Origin of the sequence: Streptomyces spiralis (genome assembly GCF_014654675.1) — a bacterium.
GTDB lineage: Bacteria > Actinomycetota > Actinomycetes > Streptomycetales > Streptomycetaceae > Streptomyces > Streptomyces spiralis.
Window position 1 is genome coordinate 14,128 of record NZ_BNBC01000051.1, and the last position, 20,320, is coordinate 34,447.

At 71.2% G+C, this 20,320-nt stretch carries 18 protein-coding genes; 10 read left to right on the top strand and 8 right to left on the bottom strand.

The genetic code is table 11. The features are described from left to right. Positions 1-74: 74 nt before the first annotated feature. The gene (locus IE318_RS36165; protein WP_189907184.1) at positions 75-1,874 is read right to left on the bottom strand and encodes a BACON domain-containing protein; all 1,800 of its coding nucleotides are present in this window, start codon (positions 1,872-1,874) and stop codon (positions 75-77) included. Between the two features lie 175 nt (positions 1,875-2,049). Here IE318_RS36165 and radA point away from each other — a divergent pair, with 175 nt between their 5' ends. Together radA and disA are read left to right on the top strand one after the other, a co-directional pair. Continuing rightward, positions 2,050-3,459, top strand: a complete 1,410-nt coding sequence (gene radA / locus IE318_RS36170) for a DNA repair protein RadA (RefSeq protein WP_189907185.1) — start codon at positions 2,050-2,052, stop codon at positions 3,457-3,459. 128 nt (positions 3,460-3,587) lie between these two features. Continuing rightward, a complete protein-coding gene (disA, locus tag IE318_RS36175) occupies positions 3,588-4,712 on the top strand; it encodes a DNA integrity scanning diadenylate cyclase DisA (protein WP_030177427.1) in 1,125 nt (374 codons plus the stop codon). Positions 4,713-4,785: 73 nt separating this feature from the next. Here disA and IE318_RS36180 read toward each other — a convergent pair whose 3' ends face one another. Continuing rightward, complete coding sequence (locus tag IE318_RS36180; RefSeq protein ID WP_189907186.1) at positions 4,786-5,607, bottom strand: hypothetical protein; 822 nt, start codon at positions 5,605-5,607, stop codon at positions 4,786-4,788. Between the two features lie 204 nt (positions 5,608-5,811). Between IE318_RS36180 and IE318_RS36185 the strand changes: the two genes are divergently transcribed. The 5 genes from IE318_RS36185 (at position 5,812) to cseC (ending at position 10,681) form a co-directional block, all read left to right on the top strand. Continuing rightward, positions 5,812-6,840 carry an iron-sulfur binding domain-containing protein gene (locus tag IE318_RS36185; RefSeq protein WP_229903986.1) on the top strand — a complete coding sequence of 343 codons (1,029 nt, stop codon included), beginning with the start codon at positions 5,812-5,814 and terminating at the stop codon, positions 6,838-6,840. A 337-nt stretch (positions 6,841-7,177) separates the two neighbouring features. After that, entirely contained in the window at positions 7,178-7,717 is a 540-nt protein-coding gene (locus tag IE318_RS36190) for a SigE family RNA polymerase sigma factor (protein WP_030177423.1), read from the top strand. A gap of 128 nt (positions 7,718-7,845) precedes the next feature. Continuing rightward, entirely contained in the window at positions 7,846-8,454 is a 609-nt protein-coding gene (locus IE318_RS36195; protein WP_051844602.1) for a hypothetical protein, read from the top strand. Between the two features lie 144 nt (positions 8,455-8,598). Then, positions 8,599-9,300, top strand: a complete 702-nt coding sequence (cseB, locus tag IE318_RS36200; RefSeq protein WP_030177421.1) for a two-component system response regulator CseB — start codon at positions 8,599-8,601, stop codon at positions 9,298-9,300. Positions 9,301-9,310: 10 nt separating this feature from the next. Further along, on the top strand, positions 9,311-10,681 hold the full coding sequence (gene cseC / locus IE318_RS36205; RefSeq protein ID WP_189907187.1) for a two-component system sensor histidine kinase CseC: 1,371 nt from the start codon (positions 9,311-9,313) through the stop codon (positions 10,679-10,681). A 16-nt stretch (positions 10,682-10,697) separates the two neighbouring features. Here cseC and IE318_RS36210 read toward each other — a convergent pair whose 3' ends face one another. From IE318_RS36210 to IE318_RS36220, 3 genes are all read right to left on the bottom strand, one after another. Continuing rightward, the gene (locus IE318_RS36210) at positions 10,698-11,144 is read right to left on the bottom strand and encodes a VOC family protein (protein ID WP_189907188.1); all 447 of its coding nucleotides are present in this window, start codon (positions 11,142-11,144) and stop codon (positions 10,698-10,700) included. Between the two features lie 56 nt (positions 11,145-11,200). Beyond that, the gene (locus IE318_RS36215) at positions 11,201-11,647 is read right to left on the bottom strand and encodes a helix-turn-helix transcriptional regulator (RefSeq protein WP_229903987.1); all 447 of its coding nucleotides are present in this window, start codon (positions 11,645-11,647) and stop codon (positions 11,201-11,203) included. Positions 11,648-11,817: 170 nt separating this feature from the next. Further along, entirely contained in the window at positions 11,818-13,413 is a 1,596-nt protein-coding gene (locus tag IE318_RS36220) for an MDR family MFS transporter (RefSeq protein ID WP_189907189.1), read from the bottom strand. Between the two features lie 151 nt (positions 13,414-13,564). On the opposite strand from IE318_RS36220, the gene IE318_RS36225 reads away from it, so the two are divergent. Then, positions 13,565-14,161 (top strand): TetR/AcrR family transcriptional regulator, encoded by a 597-nt coding sequence (locus tag IE318_RS36225; RefSeq protein ID WP_189907190.1) that lies wholly within the window; start codon positions 13,565-13,567, stop codon positions 14,159-14,161. Between the two features lie 167 nt (positions 14,162-14,328). Here IE318_RS36225 and IE318_RS36230 read toward each other — a convergent pair whose 3' ends face one another. Beyond that, on the bottom strand, positions 14,329-14,910 hold the full coding sequence (locus tag IE318_RS36230; protein WP_189907191.1) for a M23 family metallopeptidase: 582 nt from the start codon (positions 14,908-14,910) through the stop codon (positions 14,329-14,331). A 450-nt stretch (positions 14,911-15,360) separates the two neighbouring features. Here IE318_RS36230 and IE318_RS36235 point away from each other — a divergent pair, with 450 nt between their 5' ends. Further along, positions 15,361-16,005: an HAD family acid phosphatase gene (locus IE318_RS36235; protein ID WP_189907192.1), complete on the top strand. Its 645-nt coding sequence runs from the start codon at positions 15,361-15,363 to the stop codon at positions 16,003-16,005. A 93-nt stretch (positions 16,006-16,098) separates the two neighbouring features. Here IE318_RS36235 and IE318_RS36240 read toward each other — a convergent pair whose 3' ends face one another. Beyond that, positions 16,099-18,624: an ATP-dependent Clp protease ATP-binding subunit gene (locus tag IE318_RS36240; RefSeq protein ID WP_030177407.1), complete on the bottom strand. Its 2,526-nt coding sequence runs from the start codon at positions 18,622-18,624 to the stop codon at positions 16,099-16,101. A 442-nt stretch (positions 18,625-19,066) separates the two neighbouring features. Here IE318_RS36240 and IE318_RS36245 point away from each other — a divergent pair, with 442 nt between their 5' ends. Then, a complete protein-coding gene (locus tag IE318_RS36245) occupies positions 19,067-19,771 on the top strand; it encodes an SCO3374 family protein (RefSeq protein ID WP_229903988.1) in 705 nt (234 codons plus the stop codon). A gap of 74 nt (positions 19,772-19,845) precedes the next feature. Here the strand turns inward: IE318_RS36245 and IE318_RS36250 are convergent, their stop codons facing one another. Then, complete coding sequence (locus tag IE318_RS36250; protein ID WP_030177402.1) at positions 19,846-20,184, bottom strand: histone-like nucleoid-structuring protein Lsr2; 339 nt, start codon at positions 20,182-20,184, stop codon at positions 19,846-19,848. Positions 20,185-20,320: the final 136 nt, after the last annotated feature.

A 20,320-nucleotide genomic window follows, 5' to 3' on the forward strand; every position in this document is an offset into this window, starting at 1 on the left:
CCGCGGACCGTACCCCCGGCTTCCGGCCAAGGGCTGTCCGGCGGGCTCCGCCGAGGCCTGTCCGACCGGATCGGCTAAGGCCTGTCCGGCGGGTTCGGCGCGCCGCCGCCGCTGTCCGGTGGCGGGGTGGGGCCGTCCGGGCCGGACGTTGACGATCCGGTGGGCGTCGGGCTCGGGGTGGGGCTGGACGACGGGCCGGGCGACGTGGACGGCGGGTCGCTCGGCGTCGGGCTGGAGGGGCTCGTGGGGACCGTCCGTGTGGGCGTCGGGTGCGGGGCGGTGGTCGGGGGCGGGTCGGCCGGGTGCGTGGTGGCCGGGGCGGAGGGGCGAGGTGCCGTGCCGTAGCCGTCGATGGAGACCACGGCTCCGGCGGGTGCGATCGCCACCCGCGCGCTCCAGTGGCCCGACGGCTCGCGCAGATGGTCGACGTACACCTTGATCGTCAACGACTCGCCGGGCTTCAGGGTCCCCGAGGAGCGGCTCAGGTAGAGCCAGGGCGCGCCCGTGGACGCCGACCAGCGGACCGGTGCCGGACCGGACGCGGTCAGGGTGACGAGTGTGGTGTCGCCGGCGCCGGTGGCGGTCACGGTCAGGTGGCCGGCCTTGTGCCCGGCGCCACCGCCCCGGACGCTGACGACCTCCACGGAGACATCGGGCCTCGCCCCGCCGAAGCCGGCGTCGGGTCCGGGGCGGGCGTTGCCCGCGTTCTCGTAGCCGTCGCGGGTCTCCTCGCCGGCCAGGGCGCCGTGGTCATGGGCCTCGCGCGCGGTGGCCGACGGGCCGCCCTGTCCCTCCCCGGTCGGGGTGCCCCGGTAGGCGGCCCACAGGGCCACTACGGGAGCGGCGACGACCGTGGCGACCACCGTCGTCGTGACGGCACGCGCGCGCAGACGGTCCCTGCGGGCCGCGCGGTCCTTGGGGTCCATCGGGAAGCCGCGCCGGTCGAAGCGGGGAACGGCGCTCCGCGCGCGCGGGTGGTGCGCCATGGCGACGTGCAGGGCCGTGCGGGGGGCCTGAAGGACGGGCAGCTCGGCGGGGGTGACGCTGGAGCCGGGCCACCGGCCGGGGATCGCGCGCTCGGCGGTACGGCGGCAGCGCGGACAGTCGTCGACGTGCCGGACGAGTTCGCGTCGCAGCGCGGCGCTGAGCACGAGCGGGCTGTCTCCGGTGAGCGCGCTCACGCCCGGGCAGCCGCCGGTCTCCACGACGGCGAGCGCCGCGCGGGTGCGCTCCACCTCGCAGGCCGCGGAGGCGAGCAGTTCGCGGGCGGCGGCGAGGTCCATGCCGAGGACCGCGGCGACCTCGTGGCCGGCGAGGCGGTGGCGTACGGCGAGTTCGAGGGCCTCGCGCTGCTCGGGGCTGGTGCCGGCGGCCTCCGGCCAGGCCAGCAGGGCCAGTTCGCTCCGCCGCTGCTCCCGGACGTCCTCGGGAAGGGGCGCGGCGGACGGGGCGGACGGGGCGGCCCGGCCCGTGCCCTGCCGCCCGTTCGTGCCCTGCCGGGAGCCGGGGCCCCGCCCGGCGTCGGCGTGGCGGCCCGCGGCGTGCGTGGCCTGACGTTTCTGCTTGGCCTCGGCCAGCTTGCGCAGGCATGCCCAGCGGGCCAGCGCGTACAGCCACGCCCGCCGGTCCTGCGGGCTCGGCACGACGCGCTGCCCGCGCCGCTCGGCGAACGTCAGCGCGTCCGCGAGGGCGGCGGTCGCCGTGTCGTGGTCGCACAGCACGGACAGGCAGTAGGTGAACAGGCCGTCGAGATGGGGTTCGAAGCGCGCGGGCGGGTGCTGCGCCAGGGTGCGCGCGGCAGCGCGGTCGCGCGCCTCGCGGTGCGCCCGGTGCGCACCGGTCGTACGGGTCGAGGTCTCCGGACTGCTGCTCATCACCCGTGCGACCGTAGGCGGCGAGGGTTCGTCCGTTCTTCCCCGTTGCGCACTTTTAATCCGTACGGGTGAAACGATCCCTCATAAGAGCGCAGGAGCCTTCCGCGGTCTTCCGCTCCGCGTCCGGGGCGGCCTGGGCCCCTGGTTGTCAGTGCCTGCGGCTACGGTTTCCCGCATGGCTGCCCGTACGAAGACCACCAAGGACCGCCCGTCCTACCGCTGCACCGAATGCGGCTGGCAGACGGCCAAGTGGCTCGGCCGCTGCCCCGAGTGCCAGGCCTGGGGCACGATCGAGGAGTACGGCACACCCGCGGTCCGTACGACGACGCCGGGCCGGGTCACCACCTCGGCCCTGCCCATCGGCCAGGTCGACGGCCGCCAGGCCACCGCCCGCACCACCGGTGTGCCCGAGCTCGACCGCGTCCTCGGCGGCGGGCTCGTGCCGGGGGCCGTCGTCCTCCTCGCCGGAGAGCCCGGCGTCGGCAAGTCCACGCTGCTGCTGGACGTGGCCGCCAAGGCGGCGAGCGACGAGCACCGCACGCTCTACGTCACGGGCGAGGAGTCCGCGAGCCAGGTCCGGCTGCGTGCCGACCGCATCGGCGCCATCGACGACCATCTGTACCTGGCCGCCGAGACCGACCTGGCCGCCGTCCTCGGCCACCTGGACGCGGTGAAGCCCTCGCTGCTCATCCTGGACTCGGTGCAGACGGTGGCCTCCCCGGAGATCGACGGCGCGCCCGGCGGCATGGCGCAGGTGCGGGAGGTGGCGGGGGCGCTGATCCGCGCCTCCAAGGAGCGCGGGATGTCCACCCTGCTCGTGGGTCATGTCACCAAGGACGGCGCGATCGCCGGCCCGCGCCTGCTGGAGCACCTGGTGGACGTGGTGCTGCACTTCGAGGGCGACCGGCACGCGCGCCTGCGCCTGGTCCGGGGGGTCAAGAACCGCTACGGCGCGACGGACGAGGTGGGCTGCTTCGAACTGCACGACGAGGGGATCACGGGCCTGGCCGATCCCAGCGGCCTGTTCCTGACCCGCCGCGACGAGCCGGTGCCGGGCACCTGCCTGACGGTGACCCTGGAGGGCCGCCGCCCCCTGGTCGCCGAGGTCCAGGCGCTCACCGTCGACTCCCAGATCCCCTCCCCGCGCCGTACGACGTCGGGCCTGGAGACCTCCCGGGTCTCGATGATGCTGGCCGTGCTGGAGCAGCGGGGCCGGATCAGCGCGCTGGGCAAGCGGGACATCTACTCCGCGACGGTCGGCGGGGTGAAGCTGTCCGAGCCGGCCGCCGACCTCGCCGTCGCCCTCGCCCTGGCGTCGGCGGCGAGCGACACACCGCTGCCGAAGAATCTCGTCGCGATCGGCGAGGTGGGCCTGGCGGGCGAGGTCAGACGCGTCACGGGTGTGCAGCGCCGCCTCGCGGAGGCCCACCGCCTGGGCTTCACGCACGCCCTGGTGCCGGGCGATCCGGGCAAGATCCCGCCGGGCATGAAGGTCCTGGAAGTGGCCGACATAGGGGACGCGCTGCGGGTGCTGCCGCGCTCGCGTCGCCGAGAGGCCCCACGGGAGCAGGAGGACCGCCGGTAGACTTTGCCCTGGTCTCGCCCGTCCGTACGAACCGAGTGTGCGAAATGGGAGCGCCTGGAGAACCTGCGACCAGTGAGCCCGTGGGGGCGCCCCGGAGGCGAACGAGCATCCAATAGCGGAGGAGTGCAGTGGCAGCCAACGACCGGGCGGCAGCTCCCGGAAAGTCCGGCGGGAGTTCCGGCGCCGATGGCCTGATGCGCGCCTCACTGAGCGCCGTGGCGCCCGGAACGGCCCTGCGGGACGGTCTGGAGCGGGTGCTCCGCGGCAACACCGGCGGGCTGATCGTGCTCGGCTCGGACAAGACCGTGGAGTCGATGTGCACGGGCGGCTTCGTCCTGGACGTCGAGTTCACGGCGACGCGGCTGCGGGAGCTGTGCAAGCTGGACGGCGGCATCGTGCTGTCCTCGGACCTGTCCAAGATCCTGCGGGCGGGCGTGCAGCTGGTCCCGGACCCCACGATCCCCACGGAGGAGACGGGCACGCGGCACCGCACGGCGGACCGCGTCAGCAAGCAGGTCGGCTTCCCGGTCGTCTCCGTCTCGCAGTCGATGCGGCTGATCGCCCTCTACGTCGACGGCCAGCGCCGGGTCCTGGAGGACTCCGCGGCGATCCTCTCCCGCGCCAACCAGGCCCTGGCCACCCTGGAGCGCTACAAGCTCCGCCTGGACGAGGTCGCGGGCACGCTGTCGGCGCTGGAGATCGAGGACCTGGTGACGGTCCGCGACGTCTCGGCGGTCGCGCAGCGCCTGGAGATGGTGCGCCGGATCGCCACCGAGATCGCCGAGTACGTGGTGGAGCTGGGCACCGACGGCCGCCTTCTGGCGCTCCAGCTCGACGAGTTGATCGCGGGCGTGGAGCCCGAGCGCGAGCTGGTCGTGCGGGACTACGTCCCCGAGCCCACGGCCAAGCGCTCCCGCACGGTCGAGGAGGCGCTGGCCGAACTCGACAAGCTCTCCCACGCCGAACTGCTGGAGATGTCCACCGTCGCCCGCGCCCTGGGCTACACCGGCTCGCCGGAAACGCTGGACTCGGCGGTCTCCCCCCGCGGCTTCCGCCTGCTGGCCAAGGTCCCGCGGCTGCCCGGCGCCATCATCGACCGCCTGGTCGAACACTTCGGCGGCCTGCAGAAGCTCCTCGCGGCCAGCGTCGACGACCTCCAGACGGTGGACGGCGTCGGCGAGGCCCGGGCCCGCAGCGTCCGCGAGGGCCTGTCGCGGCTGGCGGAGTCGTCGATCCTGGAGCGGTACGTCTAGGTACGCGGGCACGCAGGTACGTTCAGCCGGACGGTAAGCGGTCCGGCGGTGAGTCCCGGACCGCCGACGCCCCCTAGTCCGCCGACAGCACGAACGACGTCTGGAGCTTGCCGTACCCCGGCACCTTCGCCTCCACCAGGTACGTCCCCGCTCCGGCCGAGCCCGCCGGAGGCGTCGCGCACTGCGGAGCGCTCGGCTTGCGGTCCCAGCGCACGGTGTAGGTGATGGCGCTGCCCGCCGGCACCCGGTACAGCAGGTTTCCGGCCGTCTTCGGACAGTCGTCCGAGGACCAGTAGTCGGTGCTGCTGTCGGCCTTGCTGATCGTCAGCACCGCGGACTTCGGCCCGAGGTCGACCTTGCAGTCGGTACCGGAGGAGTTCTTCGCCGTCAGCTCGAAGGTCGGTGTCTGACCGGGCGCGTAGGTGTTGTGGACACTGCGCAGGCTCAACGAGACGGCCCCCGAAGCGCAGTTGGGAAGCGTGCTGCCGGCCGGCAGCACGGCGCCCGCACCGGCACCGGCACCGGCACCGGAACCCGAGCCCCCACCGGCACCGGAGCCGGAACCCGAGCCGTCCCCGCCCGGAGCGCCGGAAGCGGTGCCGCCGCCCGAGGCGGCCCCCGATCCGCCGGAGTCCCCGCCGCCGGAATCGTCACGTCCGCCGGGGTGTTGGCTGATCGCTGGACCGGAGCCGGAGGGCCCCGGGGTGATGGTGGAGGGGGTGGGATGCTTGCCGTCGGAGGCGCTGCCGCTGTTGTTCCGGCCCCCGCCGCCGCCCGAGGTGACGATCCAGACGACCAGCAGGGCCAACAGGGCGACCAGGGACAGCAGTACGACCCTCCGTCGCCAGTAGATGGAGGAGGGAAGCGGCCCGACCGGATTGCGCAGAGATCCCACGGCCCAAACTGTACGAGAGATCCCGGCCTTCCCCCGCCCCACCCGCCGCGCCGACCACAACTTTTCCGGATCATCATTCGAGCAACATCCGTACAGGCGGCCTCGTTTGCGGTCGCCGTAACCGAACAGTGACGGTCGGTGACGACACCGAGCCGCGCGGGGTCACGCGGCCGTCCATCCGCACGTGGCAGGATCGGAAGCGCCATGACTGCGCCCACACTGCCCCCGCACAGCCCCACCACCCCGGCCACCCCGGCCACCGACGCGGACGCCGACGCCGTCACCGACGACTGCGCCGTCGACGCCACCACCACCGGCGATGCCCCCGCCACGGCGTCCGGCACGTCCGGCGCCCCGCACGGCGCGCCCCTGCACACCCACGTCATCACCTGGTTCGACGCCAACGCCCGCGACCTGCCCTGGCGGCGCGCCGACGCCGGTGCCTGGGGGGTGATGGTCAGCGAGTTCATGCTCCAGCAGACGCCGGTCAACCGCGTCCTGCCCGTCTACGAACAGTGGCTCGAACGCTGGCCGCGCCCCGCCGACCTCGCCAAGGAGGCGCCGGGCGAGGCCGTCCGCGCCTGGGGCCGGCTCGGCTATCCGCGCCGCGCCCTGCGCCTGCACGGCGCCGCGGTCGCCATAACGGAACGGCACGGCGGTGACGTGCCCACCGAGCACGCGCAGCTGCTCGCCCTGCCCGGCATCGGCGAGTACACGGCCGCGGCGGTCGCGTCCTTCGCCTACGGGCAGCGGCACGCCGTGCTGGACACCAACGTCCGCCGGGTCCTGGCCCGCGCGGTCACCGGCGTGCAGTACCCGCCGAACGCCACCACCGCCGCCGAACGCCGCCTCGCCCGCACCCTGCTGCCGGAGGACGAGCGGACCGCGGCCCGTTGGGCCGCCGCCTCCATGGAGCTCGGCGCGCTGGTGTGCACGGCGAAGAACGAGTCGTGCGATCGCTGTCCGATCGCCGGGCACTGCGCGTGGCGACTGGCGGGCAAGCCGGAGCACGACGGTCCGCCGCGCCGGGGCCAGACGTACGCCGGTACCGACCGGCAGGTGCGCGGCAAGCTGCTCGCCGTGCTGCGGGAGGCTCATACGGCGGTGCCGCAGGCGGTGCTGGACCGGGTGTGGCACGAGCCGGTCCAGCGGGCCCGGGCCCTGGACGGGCTCGTCGCGGACGGTCTGGTGGAGCCGCTGCCGGGCGGTCTGTACCGGCTGCCTCTGACCTGACATCACGTCACCGACCGGGCTCCACAACGGCGGTGACGTCCTCGGGGGGCGTCGCGGGCGTCCGTGTCACACATCCGCGCGCCACCCGAGGGTTCAAATCCCCCCATATCAGGACCAATCGGAGCACCCCCTTACCCCGCCCCTGCGTCCGTTACACAACCGACGCACAGCCGAGGGCTAGCCGCAGGCTGCTTCGGACAACGCCGTGACAACCCCTCCGTACCTTCAGTTGCGTGCCCGACGGGCACCGGGCGGCTGCCGACCACAGCCGGCCCGTACACAGCGTGGGATCCGGCAGCAGGCGGGCCGGGAAAACGGGGAGCGGAGGCGGTTGATCATGGCGCAGGGTGAGGTGCTCGAGTTCGAGGAGTATGTGCGCACCCGGCAGGACGCGCTGCTGCGCAGCGCCCGCCGGCTGGTGCCGGACCCCGTCGACGCCCAGGACCTGCTCCAGACCGCGCTCGTGCGGACGTACGGCCGCTGGGAGGGCATCGCCGACAAGCGGCTCGCGGACGCCTATCTGCGCCGGGTCATGATCAACACACGTACGGAGTGGTGGCGGGCCCGGAAGCTGGAGGAGGTTCCCACCGAGCAGCTTCCGGACGCCAGCGTCGAGGACTCCACCGAGCAGCACGCCGACCGCGCGCTCCTCATGGACATCATGAAAGTTCTCGCTCCGAAGCAGCGCAGTGTCGTGGTGCTGCGACACTGGGAGCAGATGTCCACGGAGGAGACGGCCGCCGCCCTCGGCATGTCCGCGGGAACGGTCAAGAGCACGCTGCACCGGGCGCTCGCCCGGCTCCGCGAGGAGCTGGAGGCCCGCGATCTGGACGCACGCGCGCTGGAGCGTGAGGAGCGGGAGCGTTGCGCGGCCTGAGCGGTGCGGCCGAGGTCGGCCCGAGCGGCGGTGCCGAGACCGACCCGAGTGGTGGGGCTGGCGCCGGCCCGAGCGGCGGGGCCGGTCCCGGCGTCGAGCCCACCCCGGCCCGGGGGACCTTCCAGGCGGTGATCGCGGCGGTGGCCGTGCTCGCCGCCCTCGGCCTTTTGGTGTCCGCCTGCGGCACGGGCGGCACCGGCGCCCGCGACGAGGGGCCGGCCGACGCCAGCTCGGTGGCCGGCGCACCCTCGCCCAGCGCCTCCGCGAGCCCCGCCGACACCCCCCGGCCGGTGGACCCGGTCCGGCTCGTCAAGGACGACCCGAAGGTCTCGGCCGCCGTCAAGCGCGGTCTCAAGCCGTGCGCGGGCGACCAGTACCCCGTCGACGTGGCGTACGGCAAGCTGACCGGCGGCTCGGTCGACGATATCGTCGTCAACGTGCTGACCTGCGAGGACGCGGTGGGCATGGGCTCGTATGTGTACCGAGAGCGGGGCGACGGGTACGAGGACGTGTTCCGGGCCGAGGAGCCGCCGGTCTACGCCGAGATCGACCGCGGCGACCTCGTCGTGACCAAGCAGGTGTACGAGAAGGACGACCCGGTGTCGAACCCCTCCGGCGAGGATGTGATCACCTACCGCTGGACCGGGAGCGCGTTCACCAAGGAGTTCAGCACGCGCAACGAGTACAGCAAGGCCGTCGGAAAGGCCGCGTCGCCCGTTCCGTCCCCCGACAACTGACGCGAGACAATTCCGGTGGCGGGAACCGTTCGCCTCGGCGGTCCGATCCGCCGGCGGACCCCTCGCGGGTGAACGCATCACGCGCCGGACACGTCCACACAGTGGGCGCACCCTCTGAAGCACACAAGGACTGAGAGCACCGGGATGGCAGAGCAGACCCACGTCCTGTTCGTCGAGGACGACGACGTCATCCGCGAGGCCACACAGCTCGCCCTGGAGCGGGACGGCTTCGCGGTCACGGCCATGCCCGACGGCCTGTCGGGCCTGGAGGCGTTCCGGGCGAGGCGCCCCGACATCGCGCTGCTGGACGTCATGGTCCCCGGCCTGGACGGCGTCAGCCTGTGCCGCCGCATCCGCGACGAGTCGACGGTGCCGGTGATCATGCTGTCGGCGCGGGCGGACTCCATCGACGTCGTGCTGGGTCTCGAGGCCGGCGCCGACGACTATGTGACCAAGCCGTTCGACGGCGCCGTCCTGGTCGCCCGGATCCGCGCGGTGCTGCGCCGCTTCGGGCACGCGGGAGGCGGCCGCGCCGAGGCCGACGCCTCCGCGGTGGACGGCGGGATGCTGACCTTCGGCGACCTGGAGGTCGACACCGAGGGGATGGAGGTGCGCCGGGCCGGGCAGCCGGTGGCGCTCACCCCCACCGAGATGCGGCTGCTGCTCGAGTTCTCCGCCGCGCCGGGCACTGTCCTGTCCCGGGACAAGCTCCTGGAGCGCGTGTGGGACTACGGCTGGGGCGGTGACACCCGGGTCGTCGACGTCCATGTGCAGCGGTTGCGCACGAAGATCGGCCAGGACCGCATCGAGACGGTCCGTGGCTTCGGCTACAAGCTGAAGGCCTGAGCGGGGCGGCATGCGGGGGAACACGCGGCGCCTGCTTCCGGGGCGCCTGGAGCACGCGGACATCCGTACGGGGCTGAGGTGGAAGCTCAGCGCGGCCATCGCGCTGGTCGGCGCCCTGGTGGCGATCGCGCTCAGCCTGGTGGTGCACAACGCCGCCCGGGTGTCGATGCTGGACAACGCCCGCGACCTGGCCGACCAGCGGCTCCAGCTCGCGCAGAGCATCTACGACCGTCCCGGCCGGCGGCCGGCTCCTGCCACCTTCAAGATCGACGATCCGACGCTGCCCGCCGCGCTGCGGGAGAAGGTCGCGGACGGCCGGCGGGCCACGTTCGTCACCGACCACCCGGGCGGTGTGCCGGACATCTGGGCGGCCATGCCGATCAAGGGCGGGCACGTGCTCTCCCTGCACACGCACTTCACCGACCGCAGCACGGACATCCTCAAGGACCTCGACCAGGCCCTGGTGATCGGCTCCATCGCCGTCGTGCTGGGCGGCAGCGCGCTGGGTGTGCTCATCGGCGGCCAGCTCTCGGGCCGGCTGCGCAAGGCGGCGGCCGCCGCGAACCAGGTGGCCAAGGGCGAGTCAAACGTACGGGTCCGGGACGCCATCGGCGGGGTCGTACGGGACGAGACCGACGACCTCGCACGCGCGGTGGACGCCATGGCGGACGCGCTGCAGCAGCGGCTGGAGGCGGAGCGGCGGGTCACCGCGGACATCGCGCACGAGCTGCGCACTCCGGTGACGGGGCTGCTGACGGCCGCCGAACTGCTGCCGCCGGGCCGCCCCACCGAGCTGGTCCTGGACCGGGCGAAGGCGATGCGCACGCTGGTGGAGGACGTGCTGGAGGTCGCGCGGCTGGACGGCGCATCGGAGCGGGCCGAGCTGCAGGACATCGTGCTCGGCGAGTTCGTCGCCCGGCGGGTGGCGGCGAAGGACCCGGACGTCGAGGTGCGGGTGGTGCACGAGTCGGAGGTCACGACCGACCCGCGGCGTCTGGAGCGGGTGCTGTTCAACCTGCTCGCCAACGCCGCCCGGCACGGCAAGCCGCCGATCGAGGTGACCGTGGAGGGCCGGGTCATCCGGGTGCGCGACCACGGCCCCGGCTTCCCCGAGGCGCTGCTGGCGGAGGGCCCGAGCCGGTTCCGCACCGGCAGCGCGGACCGCGCGGGGCGCGGCCACGGCCTGGGCCTGACCATCGCCGCCGGCCAGGCCCGGGTGCTGGGGGCCCGCCTGACGTTCCGCAACGTACGGCCCGCGGGCGCCCCCGCGCACATTCCGGCCGAGGGCGCGGTCGCGGTCCTGTGGCTGCCGGAGCACGCCCCGACGAACACGGGCAGCTACCCGATGCTGCCGCAGCAGGTGCCCCAGCAGGGGAAGTGACAGACGCCGGGAGGCCCTAGGGGGCCCACTCCTTGTCCAGGTCCAGGCCACCGTCGCGCCGCTGGGTGAAGGAGAACCAGTTGCCGGAGTCGTCGCGGAAGAGCGCCTCGGTGCCGTAGGGGCGCTCCTGCGGCTCCTGGAGGAACTCCACCCCGCGGTCCTTGAGCTTCTTGTAGTCGCCGTGGATGTCGTCGGTGACCAGCACGCCGGCGCCGAGGGCACCCTTGGCGACCAGCTTCTTGACCATCTCGGCGGACTCGGGGTCCATCGCGGGCGGCCCGGGCACCATGAGGGTCAGCTCGACGTCGGGCTGGTCCGGGGAGCCGACGGTGAGCCAGCGCGCGCCGCCCTCTCCCATGGTCATGTCGGTGCGGACCTCCAGGCCGAGCTTCTGGGTGTAGAACTCCTTGGCGCGGTCCTGGTCGAGGACCCAGACGGTAGTGATGGCGATGCCCTTGATCATGGCTTCTCCGGGGGTTGCGAGGTGCTGTTGCGCTGCCACGGTAGGCAGGACGGCGCTCAGCCCGCTTCTCGGGAATTGCTCTCTCGCTCCCGGTCCGTGCCGGAGCGGAATCCGCCGGCCCAGAGCATGGCGTAGCAGCCGGGGATGAGGGCGGCGCCGCGGCCGACGTGCCGGGCGCGGTACTCGCTCGGGGTGAGCCCGGTCCACGCCTTGAAGCGGGACGAGAACGTGCCCAGGCTGCTGAAGCCGACCAGGTGGCAGATCTCGGTCACCGTGAGGTTCGCGGTGCGCAGCAGGTCCTGGGCCCGCTCGATGCGGCGGTGGGTGAGGTACTGGCGGGGCGTCTCGCCGTACGCCTCCTTGAAGGCCCGTATGAAGTGGTAGCGCGAGTAGCCGGCGTGAGCCGCCACCGTGTCCAGGTCGAGGTCCGGGTCCGCCCAGTCCCGGTCCATGGCGTCCTTGGCCAGGCGCAGCTGCCGCATCCTGCCCGCCACTGCTTCCATACGGCCGATGGTGGCACGGGGCACTGACAACGGCCCGCAGGCCGTGTCGGGGAAGACCTCCGGGAACGGGCCATGAGTCGTGACGGGAAGTCCCCCAGGCCGCTGGACCGTACGGCGAAGGCCCCCGGCTTGTGCCGGGGGCCTTCGTGATGGGGGATGTCCGGGGAGGCTCAGACGGCTTCCGCGACGCCCGCGGGGGCCGCCGCGTCGCTCGCGCCGTCCTCGGGCTTGGCCTTGGCCGGTCCCGCGCCCTTCAGCGGCACCTCCTTGACGAACACCGCGGCCACCAGGGCGACGATGCCGACCACGGCGCCCAGCAGGAACGCCGAGTGCGTACCGGCGGACACCGCGTGCTGGTAGGCCTCCCGCGCCGCCGCGGGCAGCATCTCCAGGTGCTTGGCGTCCAGCTGCGCGGACTGCTCCGTGATCTTCGAGCCCAGCGCGCCGGCCCGCTCCGACATGACGTCCTGGACCCGGTGGTTGAACAGCGCACCCATGATCGCCACGCCGAAGGACGAGCCGAGCGTACGGAACAGGGTGGTGGACGAGGAGGCCACGCCCATGTCCTTCATCTGCACGCTGTTCTGCGCGACCAGCATGGTGATCTGCATCAGGCAGCCCATGCCCGCGCCGAGGACGGCCATGTACAGGCCTGAGGTGAGGCGGGTGGTCCCGGTGTCCATCAGGGACAGCAGATACAGGCCGACGACCATCAGCACGCTGCCGACGATCGGGAAGACCTTGTACCGGCCGCTGTTGGTGGTGACCCGGCCCGCGATCATCGACACGACCAGCATCGCGCCCAGCATCGGCAGGAGCAGCAGACCGGAGTTGGTCGCGGAGGCGCCCTGCACCGACTGCTGGTACAGCGGCAGGAACAGCACCGCGCCGAACATCACGAAGCCGGTGATGAAGCCGATCAGCGACATCAGGCTGAAGTTGAGGCTGCGGAAGATGTGCAGCGGCACGATCGGCTCGGCGGCCCTGGTCTGCCAGAAGACGAACCCGACCAGCGCGGCCACGCCGATCGCGATGAGCTCCATGATCCGGGCGGAGGTCCAGGCGTACTCCGTGCCACCCCAGGTGGTGACGAGCACGATGGAGCTGATGCCCAGGGTCAGCAGCGCGGCGCCCAGGTAGTCGACGCGTGCCTGTGCGCGCTTCTTCGGCAGGTGCAGTACGGCGCTGACCGCCACGAGTGCCACCGCGCCGAGCGGCAGGTTGATGTAGAAGGCCCAGCGCCAGCCCCAGTTGTCGGTGATGGTGCCGCCGACCAACGGGCCGCCGATCATCGCGAGCGCCATGACGCCGGCCATCATGCCCTGGTACTTGCCGCGCTCCCGGGGCGGGATCAGGTCGCCGATGATGGCCATCACGCCGACCATCAGACCGCCCGCGCCGAGGCCCTGAATGGCGCGGAAGCCGATCAGCTCGCCCATGTTCTGCGCCATGCCGCTCAGCGCGGAGCCGGCCAGGAAGATCACGATCGACGTCATGAAGGCGCCCTTGCGCCCGTACATGTCGCCGAGCTTGCCCCACAGCGGCGTGGCGGCGGCGGTCGCCAGGGTGTAGGCGGTCACCACCCAGGACAGGTGCTGGAGGCCCCCGAGCTCGCCCACGATCGTCGGCATCGCGGTGCCCACGATCATGTTGTCGAGCATCGCGAGCATCATCGCGATCATGAGCGCGAGCAGGACGACCCGCACACTCTTGGGTTGTTTGCCGGCTGGGCCGGTCTCCGTCTCGGATATCGGTGCGTCCGCCATGGTTCCTGTTCCCCCAGCTACCCTTCTGCTACTTACTTGCCGCCCGGCAAGTTACTACACTCTGGAAGGTAGAGGTTTACTAGCCGGGCGTCAAGTAAGTTTCCGCCGACCGGCCGGCAGGTAGTGTCAAGGAGCGCGAGGAGTACGAAGGATGGGCGGCACGATGGACGGCACGAAGCAACAGCGCCGCGGAAACACCCGCCAGCGCATCCAGGACGTGGCGCTCGAACTCTTCGCCGAGCAGGGTTACGAGAAGACCTCGCTGCGCGAGATCGCCGAGCGCCTGGACGTCACGAAGGCTGCCCTGTACTACCACTTCAAGACCAAGGAAGAGATCATCGTCAGCCTCTTCGAGGATCTGACGCAGCCGATCCAGGACCTGATCGAGTGGGGCCGGCAGCAGCCGCACACCCTGGAGACCAAGCGGGAGATCATCCGCCGCTACAGCGACGCGCTCGACGGCGCGGCACCGCTGTTCCGTTTCATGCAGGAGAACCAGGCGACGGTCCGGGAACTGCGCATCGGCGACACCTTCAAGAGCCGGATGACCGGCCTTCGGGACATCATCATCGACCCGGAGTCGAGCCTGACCGACCAGGTCCGGTGCATCAGCGCCCTGTTCACGCTGCACGCGGGCATGTTCGTCATGCAGGACATGGAGAGCGACCCGGAGGAGCGGCGCAAGGCCGTCCTCGAGGTCGCCATCGACCTGGTGACACAGGCCGACCGGGGGTCGCGCGGGCACTGAAGACCCGCAACGCGACATACGCACAGCACAGGACAGCGCACCGCCGCCCCGCTCGTTTCAGCGGGGCGGCGGTGCGTGCGGGGTGGGCGTCAGCCGATCGACCGGTCCGGCCGGGGTCTTCGCGCCGGGCCTCGGGCCTTGGGTCAGGCCCTTGTGCAGGCCTTCGCTCAGACCTTCACGCCGTGGGCGCGCAGGAAGGCGACCGGGTTGACCGCGGAACCGTAGTTCGGGGTCGTGCGGATCTCGAAGTGCAGGTGCGGGCCGGTGGTGTTGCCGGTGTTGCCGGACAGGGCTATGTGCTGACCGGTGGCGACGACCTGGCCGACCTTCACGTCGATGCGCGAGAGGTGGGCGTACTGGGAGTACGTGCCGTTGCCGTGCTTGATGACGATGGCGTTGCCGTACGCGGGGCCGTCGCCGCCGCCGTTGGGGCCGGCCTTGACGACAGTGCCGCCGTGCGCGGCGACGACCTCGGTGCCGACCGGCACGGCGAAGTCCTGGCCGCTGTGCTTGTGCATCCAGTGGCTGCCGCCCTGGTCGAAGCTGGCGGTGAGGGTGTAGTTCTTCACCGGGTCGACCCAGGCGGCGGCCGACTTGGCGACGGTGGCGGTGGGAGCCGCCGCGGTCTCGGCGGCGGACGCTACTCCCGCACCCACGACGGCCGAGACCCCCAGGCCGGCGGCCAGGACGGCGGCGCGGGTACGGAGCTTGGTCGCACGGGCGGAACGGGACGTGGCGCGCAGGATCATCGAAACCTCAGGGTGTGGGGGACATGAGAACCACCCGGAGGATCGTGTCTTTGCCGGGCGGGCACCACCTTGGTAACCCGCCCGGTCACCCGCCCTCAAACCCCCCTACTACGACGCAATATAGTAATAGCCCCCAGTGACTTACATCTCTTGACAGCTCTCCTATTTGGGACAAAACCGCAGTAAAGACCCCATGTGAGGGCATTCTTTGAGCCTGAATGCCCGATTTACTAGAGCCTGTCCCTTACTAAGTCTGCTCGTACAGGACGAAACGCTTGTGCCCCATGTCACCGGCGGGCACCCCCAGGGCCCACTTCCCTGTGACCGGCCTCATGTGACCCCCGTCTCAGCAAGGTTACCGTCCAGTAATCAGACCGTTCCCCTCCCGCCACCCTGCAGCATGAGCATGCTCACAACAAAGAGCTGCGTTACGGACGCGAGAGGACCCTCATGACCACAGGCACCTGGACGCGCCGCATCGGCATGACCGCCGTCGCCACGGCCGCCGCCACGGCACTGGCCGCCCCCGTGAGCGCGCAGGCCGCACCACAGGGTCCTGCCGCCGCCGCGGCCGCCGTCACGGCCACGGCCACGGCCGCGAAGGTCGACTACGCCACCTGGCAGCGGGACTGCCAGACCGTGATGGACCAGGCCCTGCCCTATCTGCGGCAGCGCGTGGCGAACGGCGCGCCGGGCGAGAAGCAGGCCATCGTGCTCGACGTGGACAACACGGCCCTGGAGACCGACTTCGGCTTCAGCTGGCCCCAGCCGGCCAACAAGCCGGTGCTGGCGGTGGCCCGGTACGCCCAGGAGCACGGCGTCGCGCTCTTCTTCGTCACCGCCCGCCCGGGCATCATCAAGGCCCCCACCGAGTACAACCTCGAACACGACGGCTACGACGTCGACGGCCTCTACGTCCGCGGCCTGCTCGACCTGTTCGAGGACGTCGCCGACTACAAGACCGCCCAGCGCGCCGCCATCGAGTCCCGGGGCTACACGATCATCGCCAACATCGGCAACAGCCCCACCGACCTGACCGGCGGCCACGCCGAGAAGACCTTCAAGCTGCCGGACTACGACGGTCAGCTCTCCTGAGCGCCCGCCCCTGAGGAAGCACAGCGAAAAGGGGGCTGCCCCGGGACCGAGGTCCCGGGGCAGCCCCCTTTCGGTTCAGGCCGAGCGCGGCGCTTACGCGTCCTTGCTCAGGTTCGGGCCGGCTCCGCCGGCCGCCTGCTCGATCGGCGGGACGTCCGGCAGGGCCGACTTCTCCTCGCCGCGGAAGGTGAAGGTCTGGCTGTCGCCCTCGCCCTCCGTGTCGACGACCACGATGTGACCGGGGCGCAGCTCGCCGAAGAGGATCTTCTCCGACAGCGAGTCCTCGATCTCCCGCTGGATCGTCCGGCGCAGCGGCCGGGCGCCCAGGACGGGGTCGTAGCCCTTCTTGGACAGCAGCTCCTTGGCGGACTGGGAGAGCTCGATGCCCATGTCCCGGTCCTTCAGACGCTCGTCCACCTTGCTGATCATCAGGTCGACGATCCGCAGGATGTCCGCCTGCGTCAGCTGCGGGAAGACCACCACGTCGTCGACGCGGTTGAGGAACTCGGGCCGGAAGTGCTGCTTGAGCTCGTCCTGGACCTTGTTCTTCATGCGCTCGTAGTTGGTCTTCGTGTCACCCGAGGCCGCGAAGCCCAGGTTGAAGCCCTTGGAGATGTCCCGGGTGCCGAGGTTGGTCGTCATGATGATGACCGTGTTCTTGAAGTCCACGACCCGGCCCTGGGAGTCGGTCAGGCGACCGTCCTCCAGGATCTGCAGCAGCGAGTTGAAGATGTCCGGGTGGGCCTTCTCCACCTCGTCGAACAGGACGACGGAGAACGGCTTGCGGCGCACCTTCTCGGTCAGCTGGCCGCCCTCCTCGTAGCCCACGTAGCCGGGAGGCGAACCGAAGAGACGGGAGACCGTGTGCTTCTCGCTGAACTCCGACATGTCGAGGGAGATCAGCGCGTCCTCGTCACCGAAGAGGAACTCCGCGAGCGCCTTGGACAGCTCGGTCTTACCGACACCGGACGGGCCGGCGAAGATGAACGAGCCACCCGGACGCTTCGGGTCCTTCAGACCGGCACGCGTACGGCGGATCGCCTTGGACAGCGCCTTGACGGCGTCGTTCTGGCCGATGACCCGCTTGTGCAGCTCCTCCTCCATGCGGAGCAGGCGGCTGGACTCCTCCTCGGTCAGCTTGAAGACCGGGATGCCCGTGGCCGTGGCGAGGACCTCGGCGATCAGCTCGCCGTCGACCTCGGCGACGACGTCCATGTCGCCGGCCTTCCACTCCTTCTCCCGCTTGGCCTTGGCGGCCAGGAGCTGCTTCTCCTTGTCGCGCAGGGAGGCGGCCTTCTCGAAGTCCTGCGAGTCGATCGCGGACTCCTTGTCCCGGCGGACGGCGGCGATCTTCTCGTCGAACTCGCGCAGGTCCGGCGGAGCGGTCATCCGGCGGATGCGCATCCGGGAACCGGCCTCGTCGATCAGGTCGATCGCCTTGTCCGGCAGGAAGCGGTCGGAGATGTACCGGTCGGCCAGGGTGGCGGCCTGGACCAGGGCCTCGTCCGTGATCGAGACGCGGTGGTGCGCCTCGTACCGGTCGCGCAGACCCTTGAGGATCTCGATGGTGTGCGGCAGGGACGGCTCGGCGACCTGGATGGGCTGGAAGCGGCGCTCCAGGGCCGCGTCCTTCTCCAGGTGCTTGCGGTACTCGTCCAGAGTGGTGGCACCGATGGTCTGCAGCTCACCGCGGGCCAGCATCGGCTTCAGGATGGAGGCCGCGTCGATGGCGCCCTCGGCGGCACCCGCACCGACCAGCGTGTGCAGCTCGTCGATGAACAGGATGATGTCGCCGCGGGTGCGGATCTCCTTGAGCACCTTCTTCAGGCGCTCCTCGAAGTCACCGCGGTAGCGGGAGCCAGCGACCAGGGCACCGAGGTCCAGGGTGTAGAGGTGCTTGTCCTTGAGGGTCTCGGGCACCTCGCCCTTGACGATGGCCTGGGCGAGGCCCTCGACGACGGCGGTCTTGCCGACGCCGGGCTCACCGATCAGCACCGGGTTGTTCTTGGTACGGCGGGACAGCACCTGCATGACCCGCTCGATCTCCTTCTCGCGCCCGATGACCGGGTCGAGCTTGGACTCACGAGCGGCCTGGGTGAGGTTCCGGCCGAACTGGTCGAGGACCAGGGACGTCGAGGGGGTGCCCTCGGCAGGGCCGCCGGCGGTGGCGGTCTCCTTGCCCTGGTAGCCGGAGAGCAGCTGGATCACCTGCTGCCGCACCCGGTTCAGATCTGCGCCCAGCTTGACCAGGACCTGGGCGGCGACGCCCTCGCCCTCACGGATCAGGCCGAGCAGGATGTGCTCCGTGCCGATGTAGTTGTGGCCCAGCTGAAGCGCCTCGCGGAGCGAGAGCTCCAGGACCTTCTTGGCACGGGGGGTGAAGGGAATGTGACCGGACGGCGCCTGCTGGCCCTGGCCGATGATCTCCTCCACCTGCTGGCGGACCGCCTCGAGCGAAATCCCGAGGCTCTCAAGGGCCTTGGCGGCGACACCCTCACCCTCGTGGATCAGGCCCAGGAGGATGTGCTCGGTGCCGATGTAGTTGTGGTTGAGCATCCGGGCTTCTTCCTGAGCCAGGACGACAACCCGCCGCGCGCGGTCGGTGAACCTCTCGAACATCGTTAATCGCTCCTCAGAGCGGTCAGGCAGTGGGGGGAACTTCCCCTCCCTGTCCTTCCGCAGCTTAGTCCCGCAAGCGGGGACCGCTCATTCCAACTGCCGACACCGTCGATGGCCTCCTGACCCCGAACGCCGACATCTGCTCCAACCCGATGGTGCGAGACGATGTTCCCGCAGGCCAGGCAGTTACCCCAGTCGCCAGTACGCCCATGGCGAACGTGAGACTCCTTTGCCCGGCTGTGGCCTGCGTGTCGCCCCCTCCCACTAGGCATGTCTTACCCGCTGGGACTGACACTCCATGCGGCGCGCACACGGTTCCCTCCGCTATGGGCGAACAACCTTGCGCCCCTTTCCACCTCCACGCGCCCCGCCGTTCGAAACTGTCCGCATTCGTGAAGCAACCCAGCGTAACCATGGTCGCCTTCCGACGGTTGCACCTGACATGGTCGGCAGCCTCCCCACGCTTCCTGTTCCGGTCCTGTCCGCTCCGGTCCCGTTTGTCCCGGTCCCCTCTGTTCCTTTTTCCCCGCCTGTCCCGGTTCCCTCGCCCCGTCGGCCGCTCGGTGCGGGTGGCGGCAGGGTGCGGGACTGGTACGAGAACGAACTGGGGTGGGCCACGGTGCCCGGAACACCGCTGCGCCTGGTCGTGGGGCGCCGCTTCGACGTCCTGGACGTCCCGGTCGAGGCCGGACGTGCGGCGCTGCGCCATCTGGGGCCTGCTTCTCCGGTGGCCGTGCACGGGGACCGGATGCGGCTGCTGGTCGCCGCGGGCAGCGCGGAGGAGCTGCCTGGGCTGCTGGAGTGGCTGGAGTGGTCAGCGGTGGACCTGGATCTGGTGGCGCTGGGCGCGGGCGCGCTGATGGAAGCGCCACAGCCGCCCTTCGCGGGGCAGGCCGGAGCACGGCTGCCCGGAACACTGCCCGGAGCGCGGCCACCCGCCCGGGGCCGCTCCGGTTCGCAGGGGGCCGCCGTGTGGTTGCGGCCCCCCGGGCCGGGATGCGAGACCGGGGCCTCGCTGCCGACGCTGTCGGCCATGGGGGGCGATGGAGACGCCCCCGATCTCGTGCGGGTCGTGGAGACGGTGGCGACGCACTGCCTCCGGCTCCGGCTGCGGCGCGCTCACACACGGCCGCCGGCCTTCTCCTAGGGGGTCGGCCCGTGGAGCTGGGGTGACTGCCTCGCTGTGGATCTGGATGCCGGCCTCGTAGGCCGCCCCGCCCGTCAGGCGTTGGCCTTCTCGTAGGCCTCGCGGATGGACGCGGGGACACGGCCGCGGTCGTTGACCTCGTAGCCGTTCTCCTTCGCCCAGGCACGGATCTGCGCCGTGTCCTGGCTGCCGCCGGCAGCGGCGGCGCGCGCCTTTCCACGTCCGCCGGAAGCGCGGCCCCCGGTACGACGGCCGCTCTTGACGTACGGCTCGAGAAGGCCGCGGAGCTTGTCCGCATTGGTGGTGGTGAGATCGATCTCGTAAGTCTTGCCGTCCAACGCGAACGTCACGGTCTCGTCCGCCTCGCCGCCGTCGAGGTCGTCGACAAGAAGGACCTGAACCTTCTGTGCCACCGGATTTCCTTTCATCGATAACGTGAGGGTCGGGGTTGGTCGGCGTCCGCCGTTTCGCCGCCCCTTGATATATGCAGTACTGCAGTACGTCGGAAAGCAAACCGCTTTTGCGGGAAAAACACAAACCCCTGGGAGA